This is a genomic window from Leptospira fletcheri (assembly GCF_004769195.1).
Lineage (GTDB): Bacteria > Spirochaetota > Leptospiria > Leptospirales > Leptospiraceae > Leptospira_B > Leptospira_B fletcheri.
The window spans coordinates 622,603-635,307 of sequence record NZ_RQET01000004.1; the positions used below are offsets into that span (position 1 = coordinate 622,603).

At 47.0% G+C, this 12,705-nt stretch carries 13 protein-coding genes; 10 read left to right on the forward strand and 3 right to left on the reverse strand.

What is annotated here, in order from left to right:
• Complete coding sequence (locus EHO60_RS06250) at positions 1 to 1,182, forward strand: RlpA-like double-psi beta-barrel domain-containing protein (RefSeq protein ID WP_135767288.1); 1,182 nt, start codon at positions 1 to 3, stop codon at positions 1,180 to 1,182.
• Here the strand turns inward: EHO60_RS06250 and EHO60_RS06255 are convergent.
• The 3 genes from EHO60_RS06255 to EHO60_RS06265 are packed head-to-tail and all read right to left on the reverse strand — an operon-like array spanning position 1,179 to position 3,293.
• Positions 1,179 to 1,469 carry a 7(1) septoil knot domain-containing protein gene (locus EHO60_RS06255; protein ID WP_135767289.1) on the reverse strand — a complete coding sequence of 97 codons (291 nt, stop codon included), beginning with the start codon at positions 1,467 to 1,469 and terminating at the stop codon, positions 1,179 to 1,181. The genes EHO60_RS06250 and EHO60_RS06255 overlap by 4 nt on opposite strands.
• 14 nt (positions 1,470 to 1,483) lie before the next feature.
• Entirely contained in the window at positions 1,484 to 2,350 is an 867-nt protein-coding gene (cyoE, locus tag EHO60_RS06260; protein ID WP_246028159.1) for a heme o synthase, read from the reverse strand.
• Between the two features lie 4 nt (positions 2,351 to 2,354).
• Complete coding sequence (locus tag EHO60_RS06265; protein ID WP_135767291.1) at positions 2,355 to 3,293, reverse strand: COX15/CtaA family protein; 939 nt, start codon at positions 3,291 to 3,293, stop codon at positions 2,355 to 2,357.
• 321 nt (positions 3,294 to 3,614) lie between these two features.
• On the opposite strand from EHO60_RS06265, the gene EHO60_RS17100 reads away from it, so the two are divergent.
• The 9 genes from EHO60_RS17100 (at position 3,615) to pckA (ending at position 12,640) form a co-directional block, all read left to right on the forward strand.
• Positions 3,615 to 3,773, forward strand: a complete 159-nt coding sequence (locus EHO60_RS17100) for a hypothetical protein (RefSeq protein WP_167880159.1) — start codon at positions 3,615 to 3,617, stop codon at positions 3,771 to 3,773.
• A gap of 40 nt (positions 3,774 to 3,813) precedes the next feature.
• Positions 3,814 to 4,647, forward strand: coding sequence for an SCO family protein (locus tag EHO60_RS06270; protein WP_425460284.1), 834 nt, complete (start codon positions 3,814 to 3,816; stop codon positions 4,645 to 4,647).
• A gap of 22 nt (positions 4,648 to 4,669) precedes the next feature.
• Positions 4,670 to 5,692 carry a cytochrome c oxidase subunit II gene (gene coxB, locus EHO60_RS06275; protein ID WP_135767293.1) on the forward strand — a complete coding sequence of 341 codons (1,023 nt, stop codon included), beginning with the start codon at positions 4,670 to 4,672 and terminating at the stop codon, positions 5,690 to 5,692.
• Between the two features lie 11 nt (positions 5,693 to 5,703).
• Complete coding sequence (gene ctaD, locus EHO60_RS06280; protein WP_135767294.1) at positions 5,704 to 7,305, forward strand: cytochrome c oxidase subunit I; 1,602 nt, start codon at positions 5,704 to 5,706, stop codon at positions 7,303 to 7,305.
• Positions 7,292 to 8,056, forward strand: a complete 765-nt coding sequence (locus tag EHO60_RS06285; RefSeq protein WP_135767295.1) for a cytochrome c oxidase subunit 3 family protein — start codon at positions 7,292 to 7,294, stop codon at positions 8,054 to 8,056. Before ctaD ends, EHO60_RS06285 begins: the two co-directional genes overlap by 14 nt.
• 152 nt (positions 8,057 to 8,208) lie before the next feature.
• Entirely contained in the window at positions 8,209 to 8,868 is a 660-nt protein-coding gene (locus EHO60_RS06290) for a hypothetical protein (RefSeq protein ID WP_135767296.1), read from the forward strand.
• Between the two features lie 134 nt (positions 8,869 to 9,002).
• On the forward strand, positions 9,003 to 9,557 hold the full coding sequence (locus EHO60_RS06295; protein WP_135767297.1) for a CarD family transcriptional regulator: 555 nt from the start codon (positions 9,003 to 9,005) through the stop codon (positions 9,555 to 9,557).
• Positions 9,558 to 9,599: 42 nt separating this feature from the next.
• A complete protein-coding gene (locus tag EHO60_RS06300) occupies positions 9,600 to 10,886 on the forward strand; it encodes a PIN/TRAM domain-containing protein (RefSeq protein WP_135767298.1) in 1,287 nt (428 codons plus the stop codon).
• A 155-nt stretch (positions 10,887 to 11,041) separates the two neighbouring features.
• Positions 11,042 to 12,640, forward strand: a complete 1,599-nt coding sequence (gene pckA / locus EHO60_RS06305) for a phosphoenolpyruvate carboxykinase (ATP) (RefSeq protein ID WP_135767299.1) — start codon at positions 11,042 to 11,044, stop codon at positions 12,638 to 12,640.
• Positions 12,641 to 12,705 lie beyond the last annotated feature (65 nt).

Sequence of the window (12,705 nt, forward strand, 5' to 3'; positions counted from 1 at the left end):
TTGGCTTTCCCCCGCAAGACTATCCCGTTCCCTACAGGACGTAGGGACGGGATTTTGGCCTTTCTCACGGTCGGACTCGCGATCGTTTCGATTTTCCCCCTCTTCTCTCAAAGCCCGCAGATTCAATTCGCGAAGATCTTATGCCTTCGTTCCGTTTCCGGCTGCGAATGTAGAAACCCGGACTCGGATTTCATTCTGCGCCTGTTCCACGGAGAAGCGGTAAGAATCGATGGATTCAGGGACGATGAGGAATATATCCGGGTTAACAACGAAAAAGGGGCCTGCCTCTATCCTAGAAAGAATCTAAAACCGCTTTTTTATCGCGACGGTTTTCGTCCGATGGAGAGTCCCAAAGACCATTCTCCGAAATCCCTGGAATTTCTGCTTACATCTTCGGACCGAGAAGGTTTGGATAGAGTGACCGTTTTCAATTTAGGGAAATATTATCCGACCTATTATCATCTCGCCGTTGAGGATGCCTATCCAGGAACTCTTGTGACCGTTCTTTCCCCTTCGGGAAGGGAGATCGGCAAGGCATCGGCTCTCTTTTTGGAACAGGTTCGGTGGGAAGGGAGTGGGATCGCAAAAGACGGGACCAAGTATCATTTTGCCGGGAACGGAAGATATGAAACGTACGATTTAGAATGGGGATGGGGCGCTGGCTACGGGTACCAGGTTTATCCCTATCGTACGATTGCCGTAAATTTTAAGGACCTTTGCGCCAAACTCGGACCCAAAGTTTCCCAATGCAGTAAGTCGAAAACGATAGGTACATTGGCGTTTTTACCCGAAATTCGGGAAAAGCGGATCCGAATGCCAAATGGGAAGATTCACGACGGTTATTTTTGCATCAACGATACGGGATCTCCGGAATACATACGCGGAGATAGGATGGATATCTTTGTGGGATTACACGGGGGAGGGAGCCCCTACCAACCTAAGGAGCAATCTAGAAATATCTTTCTAGACGCAGGGATCCAACCCTTGGTTCCCTGGGACTGGAAGTTTTATACTTCCGAAAAACAGAGGGAATGGTGTTCCGAGGATAGGATTCCCCGGGATCCGAGTCGACTCAAGGAAGGAGAATGTTCCCTGGATTATCATTTCAACGCCCCGGAAAAGGGGTGGGAAGTGAAGGTCTTCTTCCGAAAAGACGGAACTCTCGTCAGGTGCAAACCTTAATGAAGCTTACCTCGTAAAGGGTGAGCTTTGGTCCAGCCCGCTTCCGATTTGTAGGAACTCCGATATATGATGAGATCGGCTTCCGACCGGTTTTCCGTAACAAACACTTTGGCGCCTGCGTCTGAACGATACTCGGTAAAATGCCAAATCTCCTCTTTCCCCAAAGCCTCTTGGCGATAGTTCGTCACATAGACGATAAGATCGGCTTCGCTCTTATAGTTTGTATAATAGATCTTAAAATCCGCAATTTCGAGGGAATCTACCGGTAAAATTTCCGAGATGTACATCGTTTTTAAGACGCTTATGCAATCGCGTGATCGACGAGAATGAGAATATTGACTAAAAATAGATGAAGGATACTGAAAAAGAAAAACCCGCGAGCGAATTTCGGCTCAGGATTGAGGAAGAGTTTAAAGGACAGATACAGAATCGCGGCGCTAAGTAGGATGGCCGATATCAGATAAAGAGTTCCCATCGAAGGTTCTGCCCAGTAAAAATAGAGGACGGAGCAGACATAAAGGACCGTATAGAATAGAATGGAACGGCCTGTCTCTTTCACTCCTTTTACGACCGGGAGCATGGGAAAATTCGCATCGCTATAGTCTTCCTTTAAAAAGATCGCGAGGGCCCAGAAATGCGCCGGAGTCCAGAGGAAGATCATTAGAAAAAGAATCCAAGAAGGGAGAGGGAGCGAATTACTCGCGGCCGCGTATCCGATCAAAGGCCCGACACAACCTGCGACTCCCCCGATCACTATATTCTGGTGTGTTCTCGGTTTTAAAAGGATCGTATACAGAAAGACGTACGCCACCAGAGCGGAGAACGCGCAGAGAGCCGCAAGTAAATTTGCGAAATAGTAGAGTATCGCAAAGGAAAGAATCATCAGGATAAAACCTACTGCAAGCGCTTTCGGAGAACTGATTCGTCCCGCCGGAATCGGTCTGTTCGCAGTCCGTTTCATTTTGGCGTCTTTATCCTTTTCGATCACTTGATTGAAGATAAAGGACGCAGAAGACATTAGGAAGGTTCCGAACAAGGTGGCAAATAGGAGCATTCCTGGCGGCGAAGTTTGCGAACCCAAGTACAGTCCGGGAACGGCGGTAGCTAAAACCAAAGAGGAAACCCTAGGTTTCAGCAGCAGATTCCAATCCGAAAAAAATTGGTTCATAGGATTAGGAAACCTTTCCTTCGGCCGATTCTCGGGCTCGTAAAATCCAAACGGCATACATCGCGCAAAGTAGTAAGACTGCGACGCCGGTATGGGCGGCAGTCACTAGTTTGGGTAATTTGTACATAACATTCAAAATTCCTAATAGGAATTGTAAAAGAACTAGGACTACCGATATCCGAACGTATTTCCGTATCTTTTGCGAGAATCGGTTTAGAGTTCCATAAAGATTTACCACGAAGACGAAAAATACGACGAGATACGCTCCGAATCTATGTTGCACTTGGATTGCGGTTTTTTCCTCGTAAACGCTCGGAATCCATTCTCCGTTACATGTCGGGAATTCAGGACAAGCAAGTCCGGCATAATGGGAACTCACTCTTGCTCCTAAAACGATTTGAAGAAGAATGACCAGCACTCCGATGAACAGAACGATCTGTCCGCCGGAAAAAAGGGTTTTCAGTGAAAAATACGAAGGATTGATTACACCGGTTTCCATTTCTCTGGCTTTCATCGTAGCCGTTACGATGCAAAGTAGGAATAGAATCGCGTTTAACAGGTGAAGATTCACCGAAGTGGGATCCAGCAAAAGGGTAACGGTCAGTCTGCCTAGATTCGCCTGCGATGCGATGAGGAGGATCGCCAGGAGAAAATATTTTAGGAAAGGCTTACGCAACTCGTTGGAAACTGAAACCCAGACGGTTCCGCCCAATAAAATGAATCCAAGAATCATCGAATAGTAGCGATGACCCACTTCCATAAAGATACCGAAATCGAAATCGGGAAAAACCTTTCCGAAACAAAGGGGCCAATCGGGACAAGCCAGGCCGGAATCGGTAGCTCTTACTAAAGGTCCGTACAAAAGGTTCAAAAAAACCAGGAAGGAATAAATACTAAGGTAAAGGGAAAATTTGCGAATTTGAGAGAAACCCGACGTAGTCATAGAATTTTCGGATCCGAAGGCCTTTAGATACCATACTTGGAGCCTTTCATTTACGGGCAAGATATTTGGAGGTCGATTCTTGTTTCTTCTCTGAGACTAAATCTCATGGATCGGAGAAAGGGAAGGCGGGTGCCGGTTTGTCTTCGAAATCCGAAAAAGAAAGAAAAAGGGTTCGAATTTATGTCCGAAACATCTCGAAACTCTTAGGCGAGCAAAAACGCTTCCAAAAAAAACCTACCCCTTCGAAACTGGCGAGTGATTCCGCTTTGCAACGAAAAGCGAGAATCGTTTCCCTCTTAACGACTTAGGAGTTGTTCCTCAATGAGCCAGAACGACCATTACAATAAAGCAGGATTTTGGACGTTTATCGTGGTATTAGCCGCAAATATTCTTTACTTCATTTATCTTTCGTTCGTGCATCCGGGCGTAAAAGATTACAACACCGTCGTTCCCTCGGCTACGACGGGACAAGCGAAGTAGGAAGCGGTAGTTTTTTCGGTTTTTCCACTTGGATTTCCGGATTCTTTCAAAATTCGCATTTCGTTTAACAACGCTTTTTGCGCTGGTTATCCCCTTTTCGGCCCTTTTTTCTTTCGATACGGAAAAGCGCATCCCTCCCCATGAAGTCCCTCCCGAACTCAAGGGAGTCGGAGTCGTGGAAAAATTGGGAGATTCCATCGATCGGAACCTTATTTTCGTGAATGAGGATGGGAAGCAGGTCAAGCTCGGAGACTATCTGGAAGACGGAAAACCTCTTCTTTTGACTCTGATCTATTACCGATGCCCGACTCTTTGCAATTTTCATCTGAACGGAATTTCCGACGTATTGAAGCAGCTGAATTGGCAGGTCGGCAAAGAATTCAAATATGTCGCGGTGAGTTTTGATCCTAAGGAAAAGCCCGAATTGGCCAAACCTAAAAAGGATGCCTACATAAAAGATTACGGCCGCGGAGACGGATCCGGATGGAGCTTTTTGACCGGAAAGGATCCGGAAATCAAAGCGCTGGCGTCCAGTCTCGGCTTTTCCTACAAATGGAATCCTGAAAATGAGCAGTGGGTTCACGAATCCGTGGCCTATGTGATCACACCCGAAGGAAAAATTTCCCGTTATTTGAAAGGGATCATGTTCGACGAGAGGACACTTAGACTCTCTTTGGTGGAAGCAAGTAACGGCAAAATCGGCGATTTGAGCGATCGGATCGCCCTTTTTTGCTTCCAATTTGATCCATCCAAAAATAGGTATACATTATACGCTTACAATATCATGCGAGTCGGCGCTTTCTTTACGATGATTGCCCTCGCAGCGTTCTTATTCCGCTTTTGGAAGAAACAAAACTCGAATATCAACACATAAAGGAAGGAGTGATTTCGATCCGATGAACTGGTACCATTTTATTACGGCCACGAGCTTTATGCCGGTTCCGGCTTCTGCAGCTGCGGCCGGTGTGGATTATCTTTACGCGTTCTTACTAATCTCCGGCTTGATTTCTTTCGTGATTCTGATTGGCGGGATGACGATCTTTATCATCCGGTACAGAAGACAGTCAGAAACCCAAAAAAGCGCTTACATCACTCATAACACATTAGCGGAATTTCTCTGGTCCTTCATTCCGTTTGTGATCATGATGGTGATCTTTGCCTGGGGGTGGGTGGTCTTCGACGATCTGCGAAAAGTGGGTGTTGCCGGAGATGTGGAAGTTCACGTGACTGCTCGCCAATGGGCCTGGTCTTTTCAATACAAGGACGGCATTAAGGTAAGCAGCCCTACTTCGGATAAATTGAATCCGGAGATCGCGAATTCTACTCTTTTGAAGCCGGGAATCGTAGTGCTTCCTATTGGAAAAACTGTTCGTTTCATCCTCACTTCGGACGACGTTCTGCACAGTTTCTATGTTCCTGCCTTTCGTAACAAGATGGACGCGGTTCCCGGAAGACGGACCACGTTTACGTTTAAGCCGATTGAAAAAGGCGATTTTACTGTATTCTGTACCGAATATTGCGGAACTTCCCACTCCAACATGATGGCGACCATTCGTGTGGTGGATTCCGAGCAGTATGCTGCTTGGATCGGCGAGCAAAAAGCGGCTGCGGCAAATGCCGGAAACGCAAACCCTGCGGACAAGGGAAAGGCGCTGTATACCGAGTTAGGCTGTAATAGTTGCCATTCCCTGGATGGTTCCCGGATCGTAGGTCCTTCTTTCAAAGGACTTTATGGAAACAAGCGTGAATTCGCTGACGGATCCACCGGAAAGGGCGACGACGAATACATTAAGCAGTCCATCCTCGTTCCGACCGCCAAAATAGTCGCAGGCTTTCCGCCCGCTATGCCTTCTTTCCAAGGAAGAGTATCAAACGAGCAGATGACCGATATCATCGAATTCATTAAGACGCTTAAATAGGAGCACGGACAATGTCACACGCAGCTACTAGCGCACATACCGAACATAATTACTTGAACCATCAAAAAGGGATCTGGTCGTGGTTGACCACTCTGGATCACAAACGGATCGGGATTATGTATTTCATCGCCATCATGTCTTTCTTTTTGTTGGGAGGAATTTTCGCACTTTTGGTTCGTGCGGAATTGTTCACCCCGGGTAAGACCTTGTTTTCGGCGGATGTCTATAACAGAATGATGACCTACCATGGCGCGATCATGGTGTTTATGGTGATCGTTCCCGGAATCCCTGCCATTTTCGGTAACTTTGTCCTGCCGATCATGATAGGCGCGAAAGACGTCGCTTTTCCGAGATTGAACTTAATGAGTTGGTACATGCTGATGATCGGCGCTCTGATTACCGGCTCTACTCTGTTCATGGATCGTGTCGACACCGGTTGGACGTTCTATACTCCCTATTCTTCCATTAAAACCGGAATGGGAGTGATCCCTATGGTGCTCGGGGTCTTTATCATCGGATTTTCTTCCATTCTAACGGGACTAAACTTCATCGTTACCACGCACAAACTTCGTGCCCCTGGAATCACGATGACTCGAATCCCATTGATGGTTTGGGCTCTATATTCCACTGCCATCCTGCAAGTATTGGCCACTCCGGTTCTTGCGATCACCTTATTGCTTTTGGTGGCCGAAAAAACCTTAGGTGTGGGAATTTTTGATCCGCAATTAGGCGGAGATCCAGTTCTCTTCCAGCATTTCTTCTGGTTTTATTCGCACCCTGCCGTTTATATCATGATTCTCCCTGCCATGGGAGTAATCTCCGAATTGGTCGCGACATTTTCCCGCAAAGTCATCTTCGGATATACGGCGATCGCGTATTCTTCACTTGCGATTGCAGGAGTTTCCTTCTTGGTTTGGGGACACCATATGTTCGTATCGGGGCAATCCGAATTTGCCGGTTTGCTTTTCTCCGTAATTACGATGCTTGTGGGAGTTCCTACTGCGATCAAACTGTTCAACTGGATCGCTACGATGTATCGCGGAAGTGTCCGGTTGGACGCTCCTATGCTCTTTGCATTGGGATTCATGTTCCTATTCACCATCGGAGGACTCACAGGAGTGTATCTGGCCTCCACTGGGATGGACATTCACTTCCATGACACGTATTTCGTGGTGGCTCACTTCCACTACGTGATGGTGGGAGGAACCTTAATGGCTCTTATGGGAGCCCTGATTTATTGGTTCCCGAAAGTAACCGGCAAAATGACCAACGATACGTTAGGAAGGATTTCCTGGGTCTTTATCTTTTCCGGATTTAACGTGACTTTCTATCCTCAGTTCATTTTGGGCGCAATGGGAATGCCTCGTAGATACTACGATTATCTTCCCACTTTTACCGAATTGAACCAGATGTCGACGGTAGGGTCCTGGCTCATCGGGACCGGTTTTATCGTGGGTTTAGTTGCGGTAATTCACGGTTTGATCGCCGGTGAAAAAGCAGGAAATGACCCTTGGGGAGGAAAAACTCTGGAATGGACGATTCCTTCTCCCCCGCCTCATGAAAATTTTGACAAAACCCCAGTCGTAACGGGAGGACCCTATGAGTACCGCTAATCACGCGGGTTTCCACCACGCTCATCACTTCGAGAGCGCGGAACACCAATACCAATCCTCCAAGCAGGGGATTTGGCTCTTTTTAGTAACTGAAATTCTGATGTTCGGCGGCTTGTTCGTCGCATATTCGATTTATCATTCGCTGTATCCCCAGATTTTCCATGCTGGAAGCAAACAGCTTTCTATCACTCTGGGTGCCGTTAACACGGTAGTGCTGTTGTTCAGTTCGTTTACGATGGCCTTGGGAATCAATTTCGTCCAGCGCGGACTGCGCCTAAAAGCGATCATTGCTCTTGCAGTAACGATCGTATGCGCGTTGATCTTCATGGTAGTGAAGTATTTCGAATACACACACAAATTTCATGTGGGTACGGTTCCCGGAAAATACGCTTACACGGACGAAACTCGTTCCACTACGAAAGTCGCCGCTCTCGTTAAAGAGGCCGGACAAGTTTCCGCTGAGGAACGCGAACACACTCTGCACATGGACGAGGAGGAATACAAACACCTTCGTTTGTTGAACGATACCCATAACTGGCCGTTGTTCTTCGGATTCTACTTCGTAATGAGCGGTATTCATGGTTTGCACGTTCTCGCAGGCGCTTGTCTGATTTTCTGGGTACTCCTGAAGGTACTTCGAAATAAGGTGGGACCGGAATATTACACACCTGTAGAAGGCGTAGGTCTGTTTTGGCACGTCGTCGACTTGATCTGGATTTACCTATTCCCGCTACTGTACCTCGTCGGGTAGAAGAAATCTATCTTCGAAAGGAAAGGCCGGTATTCACCGGCCTTTTTTATTTCCTCCGGGACTTCCCTTACGGATTTTTGCGAAGATTCGTCGCAAAATCGACCGATACTAGAAACGGACATCGTAGATTCCGCCTAAGGTCGAGATCAATCATGCAAAATATAGATTATTCCCGCAGACTGAAGCAAACGGGGACTAGAACCGCATCTCCGGGAAGAACTTCGGATTCGCAGCCGACCGTCCAAACGATTCAATATGTAAGGGGCTCCTCTTCTCCGATCCGATCTTTTCCAAGTTCGCGGTCCGTTTTTCTGGTTTTGATCGGTGCGATCTCCCTATTCACCGGAGGAGTCGTTGTCGGCCTTCGCTTGGACCAAAAAGAGCAGGCGTTTTCCCAAAATGAAACTCGGTCCTTCTATAATGCCGGAAAATCCAACAAAAACGTTCGGTCCGAATCCCCTGAAGAGCGGGAAAATTCGGGACAGATCCAAAACGGAACAGAATCGGAATCCGCTACGATTCGGAAGCCGTCCCCTACTTTGGGAAGCGGGTTAAAATTTCCCGCAAAGCCGGACCTTGAGAATTTTTTTATTTCCATACCTACGAGTGATTCGTTGGAAGCGATGGAAGTCGGAAAAAAATTACTCCGAGCTAGGCCGGAATTCCAAGGAAGGATATTCAGATCGGGTCAGGGGGAACTTTTTATCGGGTATTTTTACGATCCGGCGGAAGCCGCTCGGGCTTTGGACTCCGTAAAACCTCTAAACGACCCGATTTTCCACGGCTCTAGAATCCACAAAACAAGATTATAATTCGGAACTTTTTCCGAAAAGATCCGAAAAGATCCGAAAGGAACGGAATCGGTCAAAACCCTTTTTTTCCTTGACTTCCGGCTAAAATTTGCTATATTTCTAGGCAGAGTTTTAACGGAAGTCTTAATAACTAATTGGCTAGCAAAAAGAAACAATCTGGCTACGATCATGGCGTGGGAGACTACGTCGTATATCCGATCCACGGTGTTGGTGAAATTACCGAAATCGCTAAAAAAGTTATCCTGGGTAAGAAGAAAGAATGCTACGTCATGGAGATCCAGGGTAGCAAGATGAAAGTGATGATCCCCGTTGATAAGGCGAAGCAGGTCGGGATCCGGCCCATCATCGACAAGAAGGATATCAAGAAAGTCATCAATTTACTCAAGAAAGATGAGATCGATACGGAAGAGGATTGGAAAATCAGGTACCAAAACAACCTGAATAAGATTAAGTCTGGTTCGATTTTCGAAGTAGCGGATGTCTGTCGAAATTTATTTCGCAGAGCGAACGGTAAGGAACTTTCCATTATGGAACGCAAGTTGTACGAAAGCGCGTACAACCTAGTAAAAATGGAAGTGGCCCTAAGTAAGGGAGTTTCTCAAGAAGAAGCGGGAAACCTCGTATCCGACGTGTTGGCCAGCTCTTTCGCCACCGGCGATAAAGTAGCTGTGGCGGCCGACGAAGAATAATTCCGAATAAAACTCGAGTCTATTATTTGAAGGATTTGGGTTATGGGTTACCTATACAAAGGCCTTACGGCTATCCTCCTTTCTTCTCTGTCGTTTTTTGTGACGCAGAAGCAGACCCAAGATTGGGTTCTTGCCGGTTCTCTTGCTGGACTGGTTCTCGTGGTTTCTCTCGTACTTTTATTTGGAGAAGCAAAATTATTTCCTAAGTTTCGTGCCGACGTACTTTTCTGCGTCGGAATCGGAATTCTCCTAGGGTTTTCTCTAGCTTGGTTTCTCGGAACCATCGTACGGTTCGAGGAATTGAATTTAGCGCTGTATCTGATTTTAGGATTATTGGGAGCGAGAATCGGAAAGGCTTTCGCAAAAGAACCTGGCCTTGCCATTTTTGGCGGTGGTACCGGCGGTCCGCAAGGAATGGATCCTTTCGGAGTGGGAGTAATCAATAAGGATGAAGTTCGCGATAAAATTCTAGATACTTCCGTAGTCATCGACGGTCGGATTTTGGATATTGCGGATACTCATTTTATCGACGGTCCGTTGATTCTGCCGAATTTCGTTTTACGTGAGATCCAATTGATCAGCGATTCTTCCGACCCTATCAAACGGGCTCGAGGAAGACGAGGATTAGAAATGCTGAATAAACTTCAGCGGAAAGGATCGATAGAAGTAAAAATTACCTACAAGGACTATTCAGATACCCGAGAAGTCGACGCGAAGTTGATCAAATTGGCTCGGGATACCGGTGGAAAAATTGTAACCAACGATTTCAATCTGAACAAAGTCGCCGAATTGCAAGGCGTAAAGGTCTTGAATCTGAATACGCTCGCTAACGCGCTTAAGCCTGTCGTTCTTCCGGGAGAAGAACTTGCGATCCAAGTCATCAAGGAAGGAAAGGACGAGAACCAAGGAATCGGTTATTTGGAAGACGGTACTATGGTGGTCATAGAAAACGGAGGCCACCTGGTCGGCAAAGAAGTCAAAGTAACCGTTACTTCCATCATCCAGACCGCCGCGGGAAAAATGATCTTTACCAAGGCGAACTCTAACGGTGGTGGTCATGATAAAAACGACCGTGGAGAAAGGGACAATCGCAACCGTGGGGGCGATAGAAATTTCGATCGGGATCGCGGAGATCGCCAGGAAAGAGGTCAAGGTCAGGAAAAAGGGGAAGATCGCGGGAATCGTGCCGAAAAACAGGATCGAGGAAACGAGGATCGTGGAAACCGGCGGGATTACCAGGACAGAAACCGGAACCGAAACCAAGGAAATCAGGACCGCGGGGACGATTTCGGAAATCGCAAGGATTTCCAAGACCAGCAACAGCAATAACGGTCGGAAGGCGGGTCTTTTTTCAGGATCCGCCTTTTCTTATATGGGACAGAATCTTCCGATTCGGTCATAACGGGAACAAATTCGTCCTGGTTCCGAATTGACTCTATCCTAAACCCTAAAATATTTGAAATACGAACAGCAAGGAGCACCAAATGCAGGCCCAGACGCAAGTGAAGGGACTGAAGGAGCTCGGTATCGAGCCCTCCGAAGTCTTCCATAACCTTTCCTACGACGAAATTTACGAGCACGAAAAGAATAACGGCGAAACCGTGATTTCTTCCAACGGCACGATGATGGTGGATACCGGGATTTTTACCGGACGTTCCCCCAAGGACAAATACTTCGTGGACGAACCCTCTTCCAACGGAAATATTTGGTGGTCCCACATCAACTTCAAAGTCTCCGAGCAGATTTTCGACGAATTGCATGCAAAATGCGTAAATTACCTAAAAGGTAAAAAACTCTACGTCTTTGACGGATATGCCGGCGCAAATCCGGAAACCCGCATGGGGCTTCGTGTGGTTTCCGAAAAAGCATGGCAACACCATTTCTGCACAAACATGTTCCTTCGCCCTTCCAAGGAAGAGCTGGCCGACCTGCTGCCGGAATTCACGATCATTAATGCCTGCGGAGTTAAAAATGAAAAATATAAGGAACACGGACTGAATTCCGACGTTTTCGTTATTTTTCACCTGGGTAAAAAACTCTGCATCATCGGCGGAACCGAATACGGCGGCGAGATGAAAAAAGGGATCTTCTCGGTAATGAATTATAAGTTACCGTTGCAAGGTATCGTCTCTATGCACTGCTCCGCGAATATCGGAAATAAGGACGGCGATACCGCTCTCTTCTTCGGCCTTTCCGGAACCGGAAAAACGACCCTTTCCACGGACCCGCATCGAAAACTAATCGGTGACGATGAACACGGTTGGGACGACAACGGAATCTTTAATATCGAAGGCGGTTGTTATGCGAAGGTGATCAATCTGGATCCCAAAACCGAACCTGAGATTTACGAAGCGATCAAACGTGACGCTCTGCTGGAAAATGTGGTCTACGACGAAAAGACAAAGGCAGTAGATTATACTTCCGCAGCAAAAACCGAAAACACACGCGTTTCCTATCCGATCTACCACATCAAAAACATCCAAGTTCCATCCAAAGGCGATCATCCTAAAGTGATCATCTTCTTGACTTACGATGCGTTCGGAGTTCTACCTCCCGTATCCAAGTTGTCTATCGAGCAAGCGATGTACCATTTCTTGTCCGGTTACACTGCTAAGGTTGCCGGAACGGAACGCGGAATCAAAGAACCGACTGCGACTTTCTCCGCTTGTTTCGGAGCCGCTTTCATGACCTTGCATCCTACCGTATATGCGAAGTTGTTGGGCGAGAAAATGCGTAAGCATAAAGTGCGGGCGTATCTGATGAACACAGGTTTGGTCGGCGGTCCTTACGGAATCGGCAAGAGAATGAATCTGCCTTCCACCCGTAAGATCATCGACGAGATCATGAACGGGAACATTGACAAAGCGGAATTTGTCAAACATCCGGTCTTTCAGGTCGAATATCCGAAAACAGTAGAAGGAGTGGACAGCGCGATTTTGGATCCTCGAGCCGCATGGGCCGACAAAGCCGCTTATGATGAAACCTCTAAGAAATTGGCGAATATGTTTATCGAAAACTTCAAAAAATATGCGGAAGGATCCAAGGATTACGATTTTACCGCGTTCGGACCGAAACTAAGCTAAGTTCACGAAGTTTTTGAATGCCTAAAAGAGCAGGATGTTTCCTGCTCTTTTTTTTGTCCCAACGT